This is a genomic window from Thiomicrorhabdus cannonii, from assembly GCF_013391695.1.
GTDB classification, from domain to species: domain Bacteria; phylum Pseudomonadota; class Gammaproteobacteria; order Thiomicrospirales; family Thiomicrospiraceae; genus Thiomicrorhabdus; species Thiomicrorhabdus cannonii.
Map to the genome: position 1 here is coordinate 69,155 of NZ_JACBGH010000007.1, position 20,288 is coordinate 89,442.

Genomic DNA, 20,288 nt, shown 5'->3' on the forward strand with positions numbered 1-20,288 from the left:
CGCAGTGAAAAACCGTTGGAGCCTGCCCCCGCAAGCCCCGCATCCCGGCTCAGGGTCACATTCATGAGCCGCATTCAATGGAGGAATGAGTATGCGTTCGTTTGTTTTCACCCCTTTACTGTTTAGCTTGACCTTCGGCGCCGACATCAGTCAGGCCGACCAGAACGATGCCGTCGCAACCCGCGCGGTGCTTCTAAACAGCGTACAGGGCCACATCAGCCCGCAGAACCCGCAGGCGGTCCGTTTTGAAATTGTCGAAGGCGCGGCTGCCGGCTGCATCGCCAACGGCCATGCCTTCCTCAACCCCAAGCGTCTGCGTTACGAATACACGCTCGAGCCGGTCAACTGCATCAAAGACGGCCGCGAGGTACATGTCGGCTCGGTGGTGCGCGGCCAGCATATGGTCAAAGGCACCATGGCCAACAGCGGCATAGGACGCGCCTATCTCATCACCAATAAAGGCGTCACCGTCACGCTGACCGACCAATAATCCGGGCTTGGAGTTGCGGCATATCAACCCCGGCCGGCAACGGCTGTGCTAAATTAGCCTCTCAAGCCTCCAAAGGATACGGTTTTATGATGACACCCATTCAATCTTTCGGCGCCGCACAAACGGTCACCGGTTCCTGCCATCTGCTCGCGCTGCGCCACGGCCCGAAAATCCTCATCGACTGCGGTCTGTTTCAAGGGCTGCAGGAAAACCGCAGCGCGGAAGACTTCGGCTTTGACCCCAAAAAGATCGACGTGGTGATTCTTACCCACGCCCACCTGGATCATTGCGGCCGCCTGCCGAAACTGGTCAAGGAGGGCTTTGACGGCCGCCTCATCGCCACGCGCCCGACCATGGAACTGGCCGAAGTGGTGCTCATGGACAGCGCCAAGATCATGCAAGAGGATTACGCCACCGCCTACAAAAAAGCCCAGCGCCGCGGCAGCGAAAAGCGCGTCAAGGCGCCGTTGTACGATCTGGACGATGCCCACGCCGTATTTGACCTGAACATTCAATATGCCGACTACGGCAAAACGATTACGATCGGCCGCGATGTCAGCGTCACCTTTTACAACGCCGGGCATATTCTCGGCTCGGCCTGCGTCAAAATCGACTTTATCGAAGAGGGGCAGTCCAAAAGCGTGGTCTTCAGCGGCGACCTCGGCAACCGCCGCGACCTGCTGATGCCCGCCCCGCAGACGCCGCCCAAGGCCGATGCGCTCTATATCGAATCGACCTACGGCGACCGCAACCACCGCTCGCTGGAAGACAGCGTGGCGGAATTTCGCGATACCATCCAAGCAACCCTGGCCCGTCAGGGCAATGTGATGATCCCGTCGTTTGCCATCGAACGCACCCAGGAAATCCTGCTGCTGCTCAAACAGCTCTACTACGCCAAGGAACTGCCGCCGTGCCAGATTTTTGTGGACTCGCCGATGGCGATCCGCGCCACGCAAATTTATAACCAGCACGCCGGCGAGCTCAACCAGAGCGCCCAGCAGATGCTGCAAAAAGACGGTTCGATTTTCGACTTCCCGGCGCTGCACTACACCTCCACGGCGGAGGAATCGATGCGCATCAACGATATCGACAGCGGCTGCATTATTATTGCCGGCAGCGGCATGTGCCACGGCGGGCGCATCCTGCATCATTTCAAACATCGCTTGTGGAACGAGCGCAACAGCGTGCTGTTTGTCGGTTATCAGGCCGAAGGCACGCTGGGGCGCAAACTGGTGGACGGCGCCGATGAAATCACCCTGTACCGCGAACCGATCAAAGTCCGTGCGCAGATGCATATGATCAACGGCTTCTCGGCCCACGCCGATCAGGCGGAGATGCTGCACTGGATGGGCCAGTTCCAAACGCTTGGCAAGGTGTTTCTGGTGCATGGAGAGCTCGACAAACAGCAGATTTTCAAGCAAGCCATAGAAGATCGGCTCCACAAAACGGTGCATATCGTCGAATACGCCGAAGAGGTGTGGGTTTAAAACTGAACAGGCCGGGTTGAAATTAACCACTTTTGAGCCGGCCTGTTCACTTTTTCATAATTTTTTTATGGTTTTTACCTATCTAAATTAAGCCTGAAAAAAGGCTTGAGCGCACTGATAAATTTGATTAACATGCCTACAAGACAACCTTATTGTTAGGCATATATGCGTAATCACCTTCACCCCCTTAAACGTATTGGCATGCTCTTATTACTCGGTGCCGGCGTCTACCCTTTACAGGCAGGTGGGGCTGAAACACTTGATCATCTTCTTAACATGCCGCTGGATGTGCTCAGCTCCACACAAGCCGAGGTGGAAAGCGGCTCCATGCTGGTCAAGGACCCGCTACACCAGCCGGTCGCCATCACCGTCCTCACCGCCACCGACATCCGCGCCTTCGGCTACCGCACCCTCAGCGACATCTTCAACGCCCTACCCGGTTTATATACCGCCAACGACCATATTTACACCTACGCAGGCGCACGCGGTCTGATCGGCAACGGCAGCTTTAACTCGCGTATTTTAGTCACCATCGACGGCCACCGCTTCAACGACAACATCTACCATCAAGTGGGCCTGTCGGGTTATGAGTTTCCCATCGACGTCGCCCTCATCGACCGCGTCGAATTCGTGCCCGGGCCGGGCGGCGCGGCTAACGGCAATAACGCTTTTTTGGGTGTCGTCAATATCATTACCCGCTCCGCCGCCAGTCAACATAAAGCCGAACTGGCCGGTGCCGTGGGCAGCGGCGAACTTTTCAAGGGGCGCGCCACCGTCTTTACCGACTTAGCCGAAGGTTCCTTGATGCTCTCCGCCACCAAGGTCGACAGTCAGGGCATGGCACGCAACTACCCCAACCACGGCGGCCGGGTAGCGCACAGCGACGCGCAAATCGCCAACCAGCTGTTTGCCAAATACGAAAACGGTCCCTGGCTTGCCAATTTCATGTTCAGCGACCGCACCAAACAAGTGCCCAGCATGGTGGAATACACCGAATTCAACAACCCCAACACCTGGTATGAAGACCGCTGGATACTCGCCGACCTGCGTTACCGCCTTATTGACGACGCCGACACCCAACTCACCAGTCGCCTGCACTGGGGCAACTACCGTTTTGACGGAAATTACGCCTACCCAAGCGACGTCAACTACCGCGGCGGCGCCGAAGGCAGCTGGTGGGGCGTGGAGTTGCACGGCACCTGGAAAATGACGCCGGAACACACCCTGTCGGCAGGCATTGAATTTCAAAACAACTACTATCAATGGCTCTATACCGGCGAAATCGGTGCCGTCCAACCGGTCATCGACTCGGCCAGACAAACCGCTTCCGGCGCCTTTTGGATAGAGGACCACTGGCACTTTCACCCGCAGGCAGAGGTGATTCTGGGACTGCGCCACGACCGCGACATGCAGGCCGAGCACCTCAACAGTCCGCGTTTTGGCCTGATCTACCGCCCTGCCAACGGCCACACCCTGCGCTTTAACTGGGCCAAAGCCTGGATTACGCCAAGCGACTACCAAATCCGCTATGGCAGTGAAGACCCAACCAGCGGTTTTCAATCGCCCAACTGGAATCTCAAGCCCGAATATATCGACTCCTACGACCTCAGCTGGGAGATCGACAGCCCCGACAACGGTCGCTGGGTGGCCAGTGCTTTCCACTATCAGACCGATGACCTGATTGAACTGATGACCCCCGCGAGCAGCACGCAGGAAATCCATCTGAACAGCGACAGTGTCACCGCCACCGGCGTGCAGCTGACCTGGCACAAAAGCTGGATGACTGGCTGGCGCCTGGGCGGCAGCGCCACCTGGCAAACCGTCACCGAAGAGGGTAGCGACTTCCGTGTCGACGCTCCCGAAGCGCTTTACAAAATGCAACTGCGCGCACCGCGCGTCGCAGGCATACTCCCCGCACTGGAATGGCAATATATCAGCGAGCGCAAGCAACGCACCGGCGACTCCACCGCCCCCGCCAGCCTATTCAACCTGACCTTTACCAAAGCGTTTTCCAAATCGCTGCAAACGCAACTCTCGGCTTTCAACCTGCTGGATAGCAGTTGTTGCGCGCCGGTTTCGGCCGATTTCCCGATGAGTGCGGTGCCGCAGGACGGTCGCTTTGTCACCCTGCAACTGGAATGGCGGTACTAACCATGTACGCCCGCCTTATAAAGCCTCTCTATCAAAAAAGTCTGCTCATGCTTTTGATCACGATTGGCTGCTTACAGACCTCCCAGGCAAAAGCGCAAACCACACCGGATACCGCCGATCTGACCACCGCCTTCGTGTACAACTTCATGGTCTTTGCCAAATGGCCGGTGATTTCATCCAAACAGCTTAATCTGTGCATTGCCGGACAAAACCGAGACAGTTTGCAACTGCAGAAATTGCAGGGGAAAACCGTCCAAAAACGCCAGGTACAGATCATCCCCGTGACGGACGCCGCCGAACTCTGGCAGTGCCAAACCCTGTTTGTCGCCGCCTCACAATACGCCGACCTGCTGGATGCCGCGCCGGCCTATCCATTGCTGAGCATCACCAATATCATTCCCGACAACGGCCGCGCTGCCGCGTTGCAACTGGCGACGGTCAACGGCCGTCTGATATTCGATGTCAATCTCCAACACCTTAAACAGTCCGGGGTCAATCTAAGCGCCTCGGTACTGCGTTTAGCCAGAAGAAGTACGCAATGAATACCACCCTCCCCACACTGCCAGCAACCCGGCCTGTTCAGAATTTTTTTCTGCGCCAAAATCCACAGTTTGCCATCCTTGCACTGGCTCTTCTACTCATCACCTTTTCTTTGGGCTATCTGACCCACTTATCACTTAAAAACCAACTGCTGGAAATGGTCAACGATCAGGCGCGTGTCATTGTCGACAATATCTCTCCGGCCTTGCAATTCGGCGACCGCGACAGTGCGCAGACCATTTTATCCAGCCTAAACAGTAACCGTTCCGTTGAAGCCGCCATGCTGCTCGACACCGACCAAAAACCGTTTGCCCAATGGTTCAAACACCGCGAGCTCCACCCCAAACTGACGCAAATGCAATATGCGAACGTTAGCGATACGCCTTGGCTTTCGGACAACGTCATAAGCCTTCCCGTATGGATTAACGCCAGCGTGCAAGGCCACCTACTGGTTTTGATTAATTACGATCCGTTGAAAACCCGTTTGCTGACCCTGTTATCGATCACTATTATCGTTGTGCTGCTCTCACTCATTGCTGCTTATTTCATGCTGCAAAAAGTCCAACGCGCACTTGGCCGCTCCGAGGCTGCGCTCTATCAACAGGCCAATTTTGACGGCATCACCCACCTGCCCAACCGTTACGCTTTTTTTAACGAACTCGGCCAAACCCTTGGCCGGCTCGCCCCGACACGCAATCCGTTTTTTCTGCTCTTTTTTGATTTGGACAACTTCAAAGCCGTGAATGACACCCATGGTCATATTACTGGCGACAAACTTCTCTATGCCGTCGGCCAGCGTATGCACCACAACCTGCCCAAGGATTGGCGGCTGTTTCATCTCGGCAGCGACGAATTCGTGATGATCACCTCCATCGCACTCCCGCCCGCGCAACTTGAGAGTGCTTTGCGCATGATCAAACAGATTTTAAAATCGCCTTTTGTGATTGATGCTAACGAATTCTTTGTGACGATGAGTATTGGCATCAGCCGCTATCCCGAACACGGACAGACCGTAGAAGCCCTGCTGCGCAGTGCCGATACCGCCCTGCACGCTGGAAAGCGCGAACATAAAGGCCAAGCCAGACTATTCTCCGAAGAACTCAGCACACTATCACGCAACCGCTTTAAAACCGAAAATGCACTACGCCACGCCATTGAACTGGACGAATTACGACTCTTCTACCAACCGCAGATCAGCCTCTCAACCGGCCGCATTATCGGCGTAGAAGCTTTACTGCGCTGGCAACATGCCGAAAAACTAATCGCTCCCGATGAGTTTATTCCGGTGGCTGAAGAGAGTGGCTTGATTTTGGAACTGGGAGAATGGGCGTTATACGAGGGTTGCAAAGTGCGTAAACATTGGCTCGATCAAGGACTGAGCGACTTTACCATCGCCATCAACCTATCCAGCCGTCAGCTAACCGACATTGACCTGCCGTTTTTAGTGCAAACCGTGCTGGAACGCACCTGTCTGCCGGCACGGCTGCTGGAACTGGAGATTACCGAAAGCATGCTGATGCGCGATCTCGACAAGGCGGTTGTCGCCCTGCAAAAATTGCGCCGTTTGGGGGTCAAAATCGCGATAGACGACTTCGGCACCGGCTACTCCTCCATCGCCTACCTCAAACAATTGCCGATTGACCTACTTAAAATAGACCGTAGTTTTGTGCGTGATCTCGATCACGACGAAAACGACCGCGCCATTATCAAAGCCATCTTACAACTCGCCCAAACGCTGGGGCTGAACACCCTGGCAGAAGGCATCGAAGAAGATTCGCAGGCTGAATACCTCAAACAACATGGCTGCCGTTTGGGTCAAGGCTACTTGTGGGCAAAAGCGCTACCGCAAAGCGAGGCGTTTGTAAAAATCCGCCAAAGCCAGCAACTAAAAGGGTAACGCACCCGGCCTGTTGAGTTTTTTACAGCGTTTCTGGAGAAACTTAAACAGTGCTGTGTTTAAGCTGTTCCACCAGCGATTGCAGCGCCTGCGCACGGTGGCTGATGCGGTTTTTCTCGTCTTTGCTGATCTGCGCCGCCGTCAGACCGCGTTCCGGCAGCACAAAAATCGGGTCGTAACCAAAACCGCCGTCGCCCTGTTTTTGGTAGCCGATCTCACCGTGCCAGCGCCCCAAGCCGATAATCGGCGTCGGGTCTTCGGCATGGGCGCAGAACACCATCGCACAGTAATAACTCGCCTGACGCATGCACGGCGGCACCTCGTCCATATCGGCCAATAGTTTCTGCAAATTATCTTCATCGCTCGGTTTCGGGCCGCCGGCCATCGCGGCATAGCGCGCCGAATAGATTCCCGGACGGCCGTGCAGCGCCATCACCTCAATGCCGGAATCATCCGCAATCGCCGGCAAGCCGGTCTGCGCACAGGCGTAACGCGCTTTTAAAATGGCGTTTTCAACAAAACTCAGTCCGGTCTCGTCCGCTTCCGTCTGAAAAAACTCGGTCTGCGGATGCACCTGCCAGCCCAGCGGCTGCAGGATGTCGGTCATTTCACGGATTTTGCCGGCATTGCCGCTGGCCAGAACCACTCGTCTCATGGCAATCCCTCTCACGACGCCTTGACGGCGGCTTTCTGGACGGCGATCAGTTCACGAATACCTTTCTGCCCCAAGGCCAGCATCGCCTGCATCTCATCCATCGAGTAAGGCTCGCCTTCCGCCGTGCCCTGCACTTCGATAAAACGGCCGTCTTCGGCCATCACCAGATTCATATCGGTATGCGCGGTGGAATCTTCGGCATAATCCAGATCCAGCACCGGCACCCCTTCAAAAATACCCACCGAAACCGACGCCACATAATGCAGAATCGGGTTGTCGGTCAGCAAGCCTTTTTCGATCAACCCTTCGACCGCCAGCACCAGCGCGATAAACGCACCGGTAATCGACGCGGTACGCGTGCCGCCGTCGGCCTGAATCACATCGCAGTCGATAAACACGGTGCGCTCGCCCAGTTTTTTCATATCCACCGCGGCGCGCAACGAACGGCCGATGAGACGCTGAATCTCCTGCGTGCGCCCGCTCTGCTTGCCGCTTGAGGCCTCACGGCGCATACGCGAGCCGGTGGAGCGCGGCAACATGCCGTATTCCGCCGTGACCCAACCCTGCCCCTGACCGCGCAGAAACGGCGGGATACTCTCCTCCACGGTCGCAGTGCAGATGACTTTGGTATCGCCGAATTCCACCAACACCGAACCTTCGGCGTGCTTGGTAAAGCCTTGGGTGATTTTGACCGCGCGCATCTGGTCGGGCTGGCGTCCGCTCGGACGAATACTTGGTGTCTGACTGCTCATTGGGGTATCCTTTACGTAATTTAAAACTGTCCCGCATTATAAACCAATGAGCCCCTTCGGGGCAGCGATGGAGTCTTTTTAATGAAAAGCATGACCGCTTTTGCACGCACGCAACACACCGCCGACTGGGGCAGCTTCAGCTGGGAAATCCGCTCGGTCAACCAGCGTTTTCTGGAAACCTACTTCAAGCTGCCCGACAATCTGCGCCATCTGGAAATGGCCACCCGCGAGCAGCTCAAGGCCGCGTTGCAGCGCGGCAAGGTCGAGGTCACACTCAAGGTTCACGAAACCCAACAGGCCGGGTCGCTGGAGATCAATCCCGCCGTACTCGCCGCACTGAGCCAGGCGGTGAGCCAAGTGCAGCAGGCACTGCCGGAAGCCACCCATGTCAATCCGCTGGAAATGCTCAACTGGCCTGGCGTGTTGCAATCAGGCCCAGGCAACGACCAGGATGAAACGCAGCGCGAAAACGACATCCTGCGCGCCCTGCCAAGCGCCATCAGCGCGCTCAACGCCCACCGCGAGCGCGAGGGTGCGGTTTTGGCCGAGATTATCCGCCAGCGCTGTCAAGCCATTGAACAGCTGGTCGAGCAGGCACAGCAACTTCTGCCGGAAATCATTGCCGGGCAGACCGAAAAACTGCGACAACGCATCCTCACCCTGCTGGACGAGGTCGATGAAATGCGCCTGCATCAGGAGGTCGCCATCCTAGCGCAGAAGCTCGATGTGCAAGAGGAATTGGATCGTCTGCGCACCCATCTGCTGGAGGTGACGCATACGTTGAAGTCAAAAGAGGCCATTGGCCGCCGCCTGGATTTTTTGATGCAGGAACTCAACCGCGAAGCCAATACGCTCGGCTCCAAATCGGCCGACAGCCGTACCTCGCAGATCAGCGTGGAGTTGAAAGTCTTGATCGAGCAGATGCGCGAGCAGGTGCAGAATATCGAATAAGGAATGCATCACAAAACAGATCGGAACACATAACCCGACTAGCAGTGTGCTTTCTTGATTGAAATCAAGCATTTTTATTTGAAATTCGGATTTAACAAAAGTATAGTTGCTGCTGTAATAACACAATAATAAATATCTGAGGCGCAAACTATGAATAATCTAACTAAAATGTTGCTGACCATTGTTGTTGCAGTTGTCATCCCTCTAGTTGTTCTGTTGGGCATCTGGATGGATATCCTGCCACAATCGGTGCAAGTTGCTATCGGCATGATCGGCGTGATTTCTGCCATCGGCTTCATCGTGATCGGCAACCTGTACCTGATGTGGAGCGACATCAAAACAGGTCGTTACAGCAAAAACTCTTAATCCGTTAAGCGTTTTTCTGCCAAAAGCCCGGTTAATGCCGGGCTTTTGCGTTTTTAGGCCGCTAAAGACTCCCTCGCCCCTGCATTTGCCGGATAAATTTGTATAATAACAACTTCTTAATGAAATCCGGCCAGACGCCGCCGCCCAGGTGACGTACTCGCAAAAAATTCCAAAACGACCACTTTGAGCCCTTATGAGCGAAACCACCCCGCATATCGACCTTGAACGCGCCCAGCTTGAACCCGCCGGCACGCCGCAGCCCGATTCCAAACCACCGAAGCCACCCAAGCAACCTCAACATCGCAGATGGCAGCGCTGGATCTGGCTAAGCTCGTTTTTCAGCCTGATCGGCTTGGGGTTCACCGCCGTTTTGGTCTATGTGTTGACCGTCTACCCGACCCTGCCGGATGCCGCGACCCTTAAAGACGTGACCTATCATGTGCCGCTGCGCATCGTCACCGAAGACGGCAAACTCATCAGCGAAATCGGCACCGAGAAACGCATTCCGCTGGACTACACCGAAATCCCGGAGCGCATGACGCAGGCGATCATCTCCTCCGAAGACGAGAGTTTCTTCGAGCACGGCGGCGTCGACTACAAAGGTCTGGCGCGTGCGGTGTTTGAACTGGTCACCACCGGCAGCAAGCAGTCCGGCGGTTCTACCATCACCATGCAGGTGGCGCGTAACTTCTTTTTGAGCAGCGAGAAGACCTACCTGCGCAAACTCAATGAGATCATCCTCTCCTACAAGATCGAAAACGAACTGAGCAAGCAGGAGATTCTGGCGCTCTACCTCAATAAAATCTTCCTCGGCTACCGCTCTTACGGCGTCGCCGCCGCGGCACAGACTTACTACGGCAAACCCATCAGCGAACTGTCGCTGGACGAATACGCCATGATTGCCGGCCTGCCCAAAGCGCCGTCGGCCTATAATCCGATCGCCAACGCCGCCCGCGCCAAACTGCGCCGCAACTATGTGTTGCGCCGCATGTTCGAACTGGGGTTCATCACCGAACAGGAGATGCGCGACGCGCAGGCGGTCGAGGTGCATGCCAAACTGGTCGGCGCCCGCATCGACATCGAAGCCGGTTATGTCGCCGAAATGGCACGCGCCTTTGCGGTCGAGCGTTTCGGCGAGGACGCCCTTAAACAAGGGTTGACCATCGTCACCACAGTCAACAGCGAGCTGCAAAACCAGGCCAATCTGGCGGTGCGCGACGGCTTGCAGGAATATGAACGTCGCCACGGTTACCGCGGCCCGGTGGCCCACCTGTCGCCCACCGAAATGACCGATGAAGCCAGCGTTCTCAACACCTTGGAGAACACTCCCAAATTCGGCCATTTGAAAACCGGCGTGGTGACCCGTTTCAACCACACGGACACCGAAGTTTTGATGCTCGACGGCCAGACCGTGACCCTGCCGTTTGCCTCAATGGAGTGGGCGGAACCCTATCTCGACGTCAATAAGACCGGCGCCAAACCGAGCAAACCGCAGGACGTGCTCAAAGTCGGCGACATCATCTATCTGCAGTGGCTCAATAACAGCTGGCAGCTGGCGCAAGACCCTCTAACCGAGGCGGCGCTGATCTCCATCAGCCCCAAAGACGGCAGTGTGCTGGCGCTGGTCGGCGGTTTCGATTTCTTCCGCAGCAAGTTCAACCGCGTCATTCAGGCCAAGCGTCAGCCGGGTTCCAACTTCAAGCCGTTCCTGTATGCCGCCGCACTGGATAAAGGATTGACTGCCGCCACCGTCATCAACGATGCGCCGGTGGTGTTCCACGACAACGCGCTGGAAGATGTCTGGCGTCCGGAAAACTACTCCGGCCGCTTCTACGGCCCGACCCGTCTGCGTCAGGCATTGGCCTATTCGCGTAACCTGGTTTCCATCCGCCTGCTGCAGGAAATCGGCATCAATTATGTGGTCGATTACGCACAACGCTTCGGCTTTGACCGCAGCGCCCTCAACGCCACCCGCAACCTGTCGCTGGCGCTGGGCAGCGTCCAACTGACGCCGTGGGAAGTGGTGCAGGGCTACGCCACCTTTGCCAATACCGGCTATAAAGTCGACCCCTATCTGATCAAGGAAGTGCGCGATTTCAACGGCGACGTCATCTATCAGGCCGAACCGAAAAAGGCCTGCGAGGCGCAGTGTCTGGAAGACGATCCGTTGAGCGCGCCGCGCGTCATCAGCCCGCAAACCGCTTATATCGCCACCTCGATGATGCAGGACGTCATTAAATACGGTTCCGGCAAGCGCGCCAACGAACTCAACCGCGACGACATCGCCGGTAAAACCGGGACCACCAACGACCAGAAAGACGCCTGGTTCTCCGGCTTCAACCCGGATGTGGTCACCACCGTCTGGGTTGGCTTCGATACCCCGTCAACCCTGGGACGCAGCGAAGTCGGCGGCCGCGCCGCCCTGCCGATCTGGATCGACTATATGCGCAGCGCTCTGGCGCCTTACCCGAATGCGCCGCTGGCACGTCCCGACGGTTTGGTGAACGTACCCATCAACCCGGAAACCGGCGAAGCGGTGCCGGCGGATACGCCCAACGCCTTCTTTGAGGTATTCAAAGCCGACAACGCCCCGCAGATTCCCGATGAGACGGAAACCAAAATCCACGAGATTACGCAGGAGCTGTTTCAATAGGAGAAACACATGAACTGGCAGGACTTGGCAAAAACCATCAATATCACGGCGGCGGACTCGCTCGGACGGGAGCTGCATATTGTTTCGGCCCATGCCGTCGCAGGAGGCGATATTCATGAAGCCTACCAGTTGCACTGTACTGAAGGAAATTACTTCCTGAAGTTAAACCGCGCGGCAGCGCTGCCGCTGTTTGCCGCTGAAGCCCACAACCTGCAAGCCATTGCCGCGTCCAACAGCCTGCTCTGTCCCAAGCCTTACGGCTACGGCGAACATAATGGACAGGCCTGGTTGTTGATGGAGTTTCTGCCACTGACCTCGCACGGTGACGACTTTCAACGCGGCCGCGATCTGGCGCTGATGCATCACCAGATCAATCGCCATCAGCAGCAGACACAACCCTTCGGCTGGTTTGAGGACAACTATATCGGCCATACCTTGCAGAAAAACCGCTGGCACAGCGATTGGATCGGCTTCTATGGCGAAGAGCGCCTGCGCCCGCAACTGGAGCTGGCGCAATTGCGTGGCGCTCCACGGCCACTATTCGATTTGGGACTGCGTCTGATTGAGACCCTGCCTTATTGGTTTCAAAACTACCGCCCCGAAGCCAGTCTGTTGCACGGCGACCTGTGGGGCGGCAACAGCGCCTTCACCGCCGACGGCGACGCGGTGGTTTTCGACCCGGCCTGCTATTACGGCGACCGTGAAACCGACATCGCTATGACCGAACTGTTCGGCGGCTTCTCGCCTGATTTCTACGCTGGTTATAACGAAGTCTTTCCGCTGGATGACGGTTATGCGAGCCGCAAACCACTCTACAACCTTTACCATATTCTGAACCATTTCAATCTGTTTGGCGGCCATTACGCCCAGCAGGCGGAACAGACCATGCAAAGCCTGCTAAGACAGGCAAACGCTTAACCACAAAAAAACCGGCCAAAAAACTCAACAGGCCGGGTAGATGACGCCAACCGCGCTAAATACTACGCATTAGCACCAAGGCTTTTCCCGCCTGCTTAAAGGTCTTATAATAGGCGCCAATTTCCGTTTTAAATTAATCTGTTAGCAACTAGGATTTTCCATGAAATTCATTCTGTTAGGCGCACCCGGCGCTGGTAAAGGCACCCAAGCCCAGTTTTTGACCAAACAATTCAACATCCCGCAAATCTCTACCGGCGACATGCTGCGCGCGGCCATCAAGGCGGGCACGGAACTGGGGATGAAAGCCAAAGCCGCCATCGACGCCGGTCAATTGGTGACTGACGACATCATTATCGGCATGGTCAAAGAGCGCATTGCCCAGGCAGACTGCGCCAACGGTTTCCTGCTGGATGGTTTCCCGCGTACCGTTCCGCAGGCGGATGCATTGAAAGAAGCCGGTGTGGCGATTGACGCCGTGGTCGAAATCGACGTGCCGGATGAAGAGATCGTGAACCGTATGTCAGGCCGCCGTGCGCACTTGGCGTCTGGCCGCACTTACCATGTGGTTTACAATCCGCCTAAAGTCGAAGGCAAAGACGACGAAACCGGCGAAGACCTGGTGCAGCGCGACGACGACAAGCCGGAAGTGGTCAAAGACCGTCTGAACGTCTACCACAAGCAGACCGCGCCTTTGATCGACTACTACCAAGGCGAAGCGGCGCAAAACGCCAACCTGAAATACGTCAAGGTCGACGGCACGCAAACCATCGCCGCCGTTGAAAAAGCGATTATGGACGCCTTGAAGTAATCGCCCCCCTCTCTTCGGTGTGGGCGTTCTGCCCACGCCGTATCCTACTTAAAATCCCTTATCCATGAGTGGCACGCCGCCGCAAAACGCGCTAAGATTCCACCCCCAACCACTCTTTTTGTTCGCGTTTATGACCAGATTTCTGATGCTCGCCCTGCTGGGCCTGACATTTACCCTTTCCGCTTCGGCCACCGAAAATACGGCAAAAAAACCGCAGCAAACCCTGCCAAAATGGGAAATCGGCTTGGGTCCGGGTCTGATCGACTATCCCGATTACCCCGGTTCCAAAGAGCGCAACACCCTGCTGCTGCTGCCGTTTCCCTATATCACCTATCGCGGCGAACATTTCCAGATCGACCAGCGCGAAGTCAAAAAGCCGCTCTTCCATGTCGGCAGATGGGAACTGGATTTGAGTCTGGCCGGTTCGATCCCGGTTTCCAGCAAGGACAACCGCTTGAGAAACGGCATGGACGACCTGGATGCGGCGGTTGAACTGGGGCCGGTGGTGCGTTATCCGCTGTGGCAAGACCGGCTCAACACCCTGCAGTTCGAACTGCCGATTCGCGCCGTCATCGCCTCCGACTTCCGCTCCATCCATCAGGAAGGCTGGATCAGCGCACCGGGACTGCACTACGCCTACCGCCGTCAGTTCAACCAGTCGCAGCGTGTGAAATTCAGCGCCGGCATCAGCGCCAACTTCGCCACCGACACCTACCACCACTATGTTTACGGCGTGGATGCGGCAGACGCCACCGCTTCGCGTCCGGCGTACGAGGGCAAAAGCGGTTTTTCCGGTCTGACCTATCTGCTGGGCCTGAATTGGCACTTGGGCGATTATTGGCTCGGCGCTTTCTATAAGCTCAACGACCTCAACGGCAGCGTTTATGAAGACAGCCCGCTGCTGGAAACCACCCGCTCCGAAACCTTTGGCCTGGCGTTGACCTGGAACTTCTACGTGTCAAAAGAAACCGTCAAAGGTTTGGATTAAGGCGATGCTTAAGAACCTGTTCAGACCCGGCCTGTTGAGTTTTTTCGGCCTGATTCTGGCGCTGTTGATCTGCCTGTGGCTCTTCCCGCAAAGCCAGGCGCTGCTGTTGGCAATCTGGCAAGGTTTGATGCTGTTGGGGTTGAGTTTTGTCTGGCTGTTGTTTGCCGCCAGTCTGCTGCCGCAGCAGATCCCGCTGATTACCCGGTACGCCTGGCTGATTGACGGCAGCATGGACGCACGCAAACGCCGCTATACCCGCCGCGTGACCTGGGCGTGGACGCTTCTGCTCGGCTGGCTTTGGCTCAATAAACTGCAAATCATCCTGCCCGACCCGGCCTGTTCAGTTTGTTTGCCGCTTTCAATCTGGAGCGATCTGCTGGGCCTGCTGCTCATGCTCAGCCTGCTGGGCGGCGAGTTTCTGATCCGCAAGCGCCTGTTTGCCGATCAGGCGCAGGCCCGTTTGGGAACATTTGTGCTGCAACTGCTGCAGACGCCATTCAGCGCCGTCTGGCGATTCCAACCGCCTGAGCGCACCCAGCAAGCAAAACGCCAAACCAGCTGACAAGGTTAAGGTTTTTCCCTTATACTTTGCGCATTCAAACAAGTATTCGCAAACACGCTCAACGATGACTCTTGCACTGCCTATCACCGCTTCCACGCTCGTCAGCCCTTTGGGCCGAGGCCTGCAAGCGCACGCCGCGGCCTTGCAAACCCAGCAGGCCGGCTTGCGCCCGCATTTGCAGGCGTTTGCCCCCAAACTCAACTCGTTTTTTGGCGAGGTTGACGCCCTGGCCGACGTGCAGCTGCCGCCGGCGCTGCAAAGCTATCACTGCCGCAACCATCAACTCGCCTGGCTGGCACTGCAAACCGACGGTTTTGCCGAAGCGGTGGCGCAGGCCGTTGCCCGCTATGGCGCGCATCGCGTCGGTATCGCCGTGGGCACCAGCACCTCCGGCATTCTGGAAACCGAACTGGCGCTGATGCATAACGCACAACACGGCTGCTTTCCGCCCGATTACCGCTATGAACACACCCACCGTATGAATGCCCTGGCCGATTTCTGTGCCGCCGCTTTGGGGGCTGCCGGCCCGCGCCTGGTCATTTCCACCGCCTGCTCCTCCAGCGCCAAAGTGTTTGCCACCGCCGCGCGCTGGATGGCGCATGATCTGGTCGATGCGGTGGTCGTCGGCGGGGTCGACAGCCTCTGCCTGACCACGCTGCACGGCTTCAACGCACTGGGATTGGTCAGCGAAACCCCGGTGCGCCCGCTGGATGCCAAGCGCAACGGCATCAATATCGGTGAAGCCGGCGGATTTATGCTGCTGGAAAAACAGCCGCCGCATGCGCCGCAAATCGTTTTGAGCGGTTACGGCGAAAGCAGCGACGCCTACCATATTTCCACCCCGCATCCAGAGGGCGAAGGCGCGCGCCAGGCGATGCAGCAAGCGCTGGACAGGGCCAAATTGGCGCCATCCCAAATCGACTACCTGAACCTGCACGGTACCGGCACCCCCAGCAACGACCTGTCGGAATCCAAGGCGGTGCACCGCGTATTCGGCGAAAATTTGCCGCCACTCAGCTCCACCAAAGGATTTACCGGCCATACCCTCGGCGCGGCGGGCATTACCGAAGCGGTGTTTTGCCAGATCGCCCTGCAAAACCAACTGGTACCGGCCAATCTCAATCTACAGCAGGTGGATGCCGAACTGGATTTGCAGCCCGTCACCCAAACCCAAGCGGCCAAGGTGCAACACGCCATGAGCAACTCGTTCGGTTTTGGCGGCAATAATGCCACCCTGATTTTCAGTCTGACGGAGGCCGCCCGATGATCGCCTATATCGACAGCGTCAGCGTGCAGGCCCCCGGCATGGAAGGCTGGGAGCCGGCCTGTGCAGTTTTGCGCGGCGAACAACCATACGAATTCGCCCCCTTGAGCAAATACGCCCCGGCCTTTTTGCCGGCCAACGAACGCCGCCGCACCACCGACACCATCAAACTGGCGTTGCGCACCGCCGAAGCCTGCACGGCTGACTATGCGGATGACGCGATTGCCGCCATGCTGACACTGTTTGCCAGCGTGGACGGCGACACCGCGATTTCGGCGCAGATGACCACCGCGATTCTGGAAGACGAGCCGATGATTTCGCCGATCCAGTTCCACAACTCCGTGCATAATGCGCCGGCCGGTTACTGGATGATCGGCAAAGGCAATCGGCAGGCCGCCTCGGCGATTTCCGCCGGCGACTATCAGCTTGCCAACAGTCTGCTTGAGGGGCTGAGCCAGCTGGACGCAAACCACCCCCAACTGCTGCTGGTGGCATACGACCTGCCGATCGACCCGGTGATTGAAACCTTTCAGCCCAAGATTGAGCCCTTTGCCTTTGGCATGGTTTTAAGCGCACAGCCCTCGCCCCGCTGTCTCGCCAAAATACAGCTGTCGCTCGTGCAGCAACCTAGCGAGGTGACATCGCACCCGCTGTTTGGCGACAACCGTGCGGCGCAAATCTGGCCGCTGCTGGCGTCTTTGGCAAGACATCAGAACGGCTTGCACCTGTTGCCGCTGTCAAATAGCCAATCACTGCAAATCACGCTGGAAAAGCGGTGAGCGCACTGTACGACTTTGCACAGATTGAGGCAATGATCCCGCATAAAGGCGGCATGTGCCTGTGGGACAGCGTGCTGGCGTTTGATGAGGAACGGATTGACTGCCGCACGGCCCGGCATCTGATGCCCGATCACCCGTTGAAAGAGCAGGGCCAACTGTCGCGCCTGCACCTGATTGAATTCGGCGCGCAACTCGTCGCGGTACATGGCGGCCTGTTGAGTTTGCAAAACGCATCGGCAACCGGCCCGCAAATCGGCTATCTGGCCAGCGTGCGTCAGGTGCAGTTCGGTGAGTTTGCGCCTGACGCTTTGCAAACCCCGCATCTTTTCGGCCAGGCCGAACAGCTGTTTGCCGACGAAAGCGGCAAGCTCTATCAATTTTGCATTGCAGACGCGCAACACCAGCGGCTCTGTCACGGCAGAGTGATGATTGCCCACCCGCCAAGCGCCCCAACCGGAGAAACGCATGCCTGAAAACACCCCTAAACGCGCTCTGATTACCGGCGGCAGCGGCGACATCGGCGCGGCGATCGCCTCACAACTGGCGGCCGACGGCTACGAAGTGATTGTCCACGCCAACCGCCAACTGGCCAAAGCCCAAGGGGTCGTGGATGGACTGTTGACACAAGGCTATGCAGCGCAGGCGGTGCAGTTTGATGTGACACACCCCCAGGAAACCCAAGCCGCGCTGGAAGCCTTGCTGCAAGACGGAGCGATCCAGGTCATCGTCAATAATGCCGGCATTCACGACGACGCGGTCATGGCGGGCATGAGCCACGAACAGTGGCAGAACGTCATCGATGTCTCGCTGAACGGCTTTTTCAATGTCACCCAACCGCTGTTGCTGCCGATGATCCGCACGCGCTGGGGCCGCATTATCAATATCGCCTCCATCGCCGGCGTCATGGGCAACCGCGGCCAGACCAACTACGCCGCCGCCAAAGCAGGGCTGATCGGCGCCAGCAAGTCGCTGGCGCTGGAACTCGCCTCGCGCAAAATCACCGTGAATGTGGTCGCCCCCGGCATTATCGCCGGCAGCATGACCGAGGACGTATTCAGCCCCGACACCATCAAGCAGATGGTGCCCGCCCAACGCGCCGGCACGCCGCAAGAAGTCGCTCATGCCGTGAGTTTTTTGGCCTCGGAACAAGCCGCCTATATCACCAGCCAGGTGATTCAGGTGAATGGTGGTATGGCCTAGAGCTTTGACTGAACCGTTAAAATGCGTACCCGCTCTTTTCAAGACCCGATTTTTAGTGTAACTTATGCGCAAAAACTACGTTTATCCATCCATTAAATCGACGCTTGAGGCTTTATGAAAATACGTTATTTGGCGGTTCTGGCTCTTTCCACTTCAACTCTGGTCGGCTGTGGCGGCAACGCCACCACACAACCTGCCACCGATAGCGCTACGGTCGCGGCACCACAGGCGCAGCAGAGCGATAAAATCACGCTGGTCAGCGTACCTCAGATTATCGCCATCAGTGACAACCGCGGCCAAATCAGCCAGGCGGCTCTGAATGAATGCACCCTGACCACCCAGTACACGCAGTTGCTGCAAGAACAAGCGCAGGACGACGGCATTCAGGTCAATGTGGTCAACTCGCAGGAGCCAACCGCAAACGGCTACTTCCTGAAACCGACTTTCACGCAGATTCACAGCGGCGGCAACGCCTTTATCGGCCATCGCAAATACACGCAAATGCACATGGTGCTTTACAAGGACGGCCAAAAAATGGCTGAAGCGGACTTTGGCCGCGTTTCCGGCGGCGGCTTCTTCGGCGGCTACAAAGGCTCTTGTTCGGTACTGGGCCGCACGGTCGAAGCCAACGCCAAAGACACTGTCATGTGGCTGAATTCACCGGTTGACGGCGCGCGTTTCGGCGACCTGAACTGATTTAAACCATCACTTTTTCACACAACCAAAGGAAAATCACAATGAGAGCAGCAGTTCTAAAAAGCACTTTCATGGCGGCACTGGTCGCATTCACATTGACCTTGGCGGGCTGCGGCGCCACGCCGGTGCAAAACTATGAAGCGCAACCGGTTCCAACCAATATCAAGTCGACCGAACAGGTAAAACAAGCGATCCGTCAGGCTGGCGTGAGCTTGGGTTGGATTATCAGCGAAGACGGTGACAAACTGAAAGGTACCTTGAACCTACGCAGCCACCAGGCGGTTATTTCCATCCCTTACTCCACCACCTCTTACAGCCTGATCTACAAGAACAGCGTCAACCTGGATTACGATGCCGAAAAAGGCACCATCCACAAAAACTACAACGGCTGGATGCAGAACCTCAACAACCGCATTCAAGTTCAACTAAGCGGCATGTAAGCGGGTGCGCTTAACCTCAAGCGCCTCGCAACAAGGCACCGACCGGGACGGCTTATTGATGCTGATTCTGGCGGTGCTCAGTCTGGTACTCTCCGGCGGGCTGTTCTGGCTGTGGAGAGTCCTGCAAATCGCCCGCACCGCGCGGCACGCGCCGGCGCAACCTCCAAATTCCCTGTACGCCTGGATTCTGTTTGGCAAACAACTGCACAACGACCTGCCCGACGCCGATTTTCAACGACGTTTGCAAGGCGTGTTACGCCTAGCGGAACATCAGCCGTTGCCGCCAGCGATTGTACTATTGGGCGGTAAAACCGGCAGCAATCGTCTTAGCGAGGCGCAGGCCGCGGCCGACTATCTGCTGACCTGCCGTCCCGCACTGCAACCGGCGCTGCTGTTGGAAGAGGCTTCGCGCAATACGCTCGAAAACCTCAAGCAGGCGCGTGATTATCTGCCCGAACGCAATCTACCGGTCGCGCTCATCAGCAACCGCTACCATCTGCACCGCTGCATGATCATGGCCGGGAGATTGGGACTCAATGCCGTGCCGGTCGCCGCCGAGGCACAATGGCAAGCTACGCCGGCCGCTCTCCTCAAAATTGCGCTGGAAGGTTTCTTTGTGCATTGGTACCATACCGGCGCCTTTATCAGTAAACGGCTCAATAACCAACGTATGCTCAACAAGATCCACTAA

Annotated in this window: 21 protein-coding genes; 19 read left to right on the forward strand and 2 right to left on the reverse strand. The window is 56.9% G+C overall.

Annotated elements, in window-relative coordinates:
* Positions 1-91: 91 nt before the first annotated feature.
* The 5 genes from HZ297_RS08805 to HZ297_RS08825 all read left to right on the forward strand — a co-directional run bounded on the left by HZ297_RS08805 (position 92) and on the right by HZ297_RS08825 (position 6,565).
* Positions 92-490 carry a hypothetical protein gene (locus HZ297_RS08805; protein ID WP_178862887.1) on the forward strand — a complete coding sequence of 133 codons (399 nt, stop codon included), beginning with the start codon at positions 92-94 and terminating at the stop codon, positions 488-490.
* Positions 491-576: 86 nt separating this feature from the next.
* A complete protein-coding gene (locus tag HZ297_RS08810) occupies positions 577-1,977 on the forward strand; it encodes an MBL fold metallo-hydrolase (RefSeq protein WP_246261817.1) in 1,401 nt (466 codons plus the stop codon).
* Positions 1,978-2,178: 201 nt separating this feature from the next.
* On the forward strand, positions 2,179-4,128 hold the full coding sequence (locus tag HZ297_RS08815) for a TonB-dependent receptor plug domain-containing protein (protein ID WP_178862889.1): 1,950 nt from the start codon (positions 2,179-2,181) through the stop codon (positions 4,126-4,128).
* 47 nt (positions 4,129-4,175) lie between these two features.
* Complete coding sequence (locus HZ297_RS08820) at positions 4,176-4,670, forward strand: YfiR family protein (protein WP_178862891.1); 495 nt, start codon at positions 4,176-4,178, stop codon at positions 4,668-4,670.
* The gene (locus tag HZ297_RS08825; protein ID WP_178862893.1) at positions 4,667-6,565 is read left to right on the forward strand and encodes a bifunctional diguanylate cyclase/phosphodiesterase; all 1,899 of its coding nucleotides are present in this window, start codon (positions 4,667-4,669) and stop codon (positions 6,563-6,565) included. The genes HZ297_RS08820 and HZ297_RS08825 overlap by 4 nt, the downstream gene beginning before the upstream one ends.
* Positions 6,566-6,608: 43 nt before the next feature.
* Here the strand turns inward: HZ297_RS08825 and rdgB are convergent, their stop codons facing one another.
* Together rdgB and rph are read right to left on the reverse strand one after the other, a co-directional pair.
* Positions 6,609-7,220, reverse strand: coding sequence for an RdgB/HAM1 family non-canonical purine NTP pyrophosphatase (rdgB, locus tag HZ297_RS08830; RefSeq protein WP_178862895.1), 612 nt, complete (start codon positions 7,218-7,220; stop codon positions 6,609-6,611).
* A gap of 11 nt (positions 7,221-7,231) precedes the next feature.
* Positions 7,232-7,951, reverse strand: coding sequence for a ribonuclease PH (gene rph / locus HZ297_RS08835; RefSeq protein ID WP_178862940.1), 720 nt, complete (start codon positions 7,949-7,951; stop codon positions 7,232-7,234).
* Between the two features lie 102 nt (positions 7,952-8,053).
* Here rph and HZ297_RS08840 point away from each other — a divergent pair, with 102 nt between their 5' ends.
* The 14 genes from HZ297_RS08840 to HZ297_RS08905 all read left to right on the forward strand — a co-directional run bounded on the left by HZ297_RS08840 (position 8,054) and on the right by HZ297_RS08905 (position 20,288).
* Positions 8,054-8,923, forward strand: a complete 870-nt coding sequence (locus HZ297_RS08840) for a YicC/YloC family endoribonuclease (protein ID WP_178862897.1) — start codon at positions 8,054-8,056, stop codon at positions 8,921-8,923.
* Between the two features lie 150 nt (positions 8,924-9,073).
* On the forward strand, positions 9,074-9,289 hold the full coding sequence (locus HZ297_RS08845) for a hypothetical protein (protein WP_178862899.1): 216 nt from the start codon (positions 9,074-9,076) through the stop codon (positions 9,287-9,289).
* A gap of 193 nt (positions 9,290-9,482) precedes the next feature.
* Positions 9,483-11,942 (forward strand): penicillin-binding protein 1A, encoded by a 2,460-nt coding sequence (locus HZ297_RS08850; protein ID WP_178862901.1) that lies wholly within the window; start codon positions 9,483-9,485, stop codon positions 11,940-11,942.
* Between the two features lie 9 nt (positions 11,943-11,951).
* Complete coding sequence (locus HZ297_RS08855) at positions 11,952-12,860, forward strand: fructosamine kinase family protein (RefSeq protein WP_178862903.1); 909 nt, start codon at positions 11,952-11,954, stop codon at positions 12,858-12,860.
* Positions 12,861-13,020: 160 nt separating this feature from the next.
* On the forward strand, positions 13,021-13,668 hold the full coding sequence (gene adk, locus HZ297_RS08860) for an adenylate kinase (RefSeq protein ID WP_178862905.1): 648 nt from the start codon (positions 13,021-13,023) through the stop codon (positions 13,666-13,668).
* A gap of 130 nt (positions 13,669-13,798) precedes the next feature.
* Positions 13,799-14,656, forward strand: coding sequence for a MipA/OmpV family protein (locus HZ297_RS08865; RefSeq protein ID WP_246261819.1), 858 nt, complete (start codon positions 13,799-13,801; stop codon positions 14,654-14,656).
* Between the two features lie 4 nt (positions 14,657-14,660).
* Complete coding sequence (locus HZ297_RS08870; RefSeq protein WP_178862907.1) at positions 14,661-15,218, forward strand: COG4648 family protein; 558 nt, start codon at positions 14,661-14,663, stop codon at positions 15,216-15,218.
* 64 nt (positions 15,219-15,282) lie between these two features.
* Positions 15,283-16,485, forward strand: coding sequence for a beta-ketoacyl-[acyl-carrier-protein] synthase family protein (locus tag HZ297_RS08875; RefSeq protein ID WP_178862909.1), 1,203 nt, complete (start codon positions 15,283-15,285; stop codon positions 16,483-16,485).
* Positions 16,482-17,261 carry a beta-ketoacyl synthase chain length factor gene (locus HZ297_RS08880; protein WP_178862911.1) on the forward strand — a complete coding sequence of 260 codons (780 nt, stop codon included), beginning with the start codon at positions 16,482-16,484 and terminating at the stop codon, positions 17,259-17,261. The genes HZ297_RS08875 and HZ297_RS08880 overlap by 4 nt, the downstream gene beginning before the upstream one ends.
* A complete protein-coding gene (locus HZ297_RS08885; RefSeq protein WP_178862913.1) occupies positions 17,258-17,734 on the forward strand; it encodes a hotdog family protein in 477 nt (158 codons plus the stop codon). Before HZ297_RS08880 ends, HZ297_RS08885 begins: the two co-directional genes overlap by 4 nt.
* Positions 17,727-18,461 carry a 3-oxoacyl-ACP reductase FabG gene (gene fabG / locus HZ297_RS08890; protein ID WP_178862916.1) on the forward strand — a complete coding sequence of 245 codons (735 nt, stop codon included), beginning with the start codon at positions 17,727-17,729 and terminating at the stop codon, positions 18,459-18,461. The genes HZ297_RS08885 and fabG overlap by 8 nt, the downstream gene beginning before the upstream one ends.
* Positions 18,462-18,575: 114 nt before the next feature.
* A complete protein-coding gene (locus tag HZ297_RS08895; RefSeq protein ID WP_178862918.1) occupies positions 18,576-19,157 on the forward strand; it encodes a hypothetical protein in 582 nt (193 codons plus the stop codon).
* A 41-nt stretch (positions 19,158-19,198) separates the two neighbouring features.
* Positions 19,199-19,597 (forward strand): hypothetical protein, encoded by a 399-nt coding sequence (locus HZ297_RS08900; RefSeq protein WP_178862919.1) that lies wholly within the window; start codon positions 19,199-19,201, stop codon positions 19,595-19,597.
* A gap of 4 nt (positions 19,598-19,601) precedes the next feature.
* Positions 19,602-20,288 carry an ElyC/SanA/YdcF family protein gene (locus HZ297_RS08905; protein ID WP_178862920.1) on the forward strand — a complete coding sequence of 229 codons (687 nt, stop codon included), beginning with the start codon at positions 19,602-19,604 and terminating at the stop codon, positions 20,286-20,288.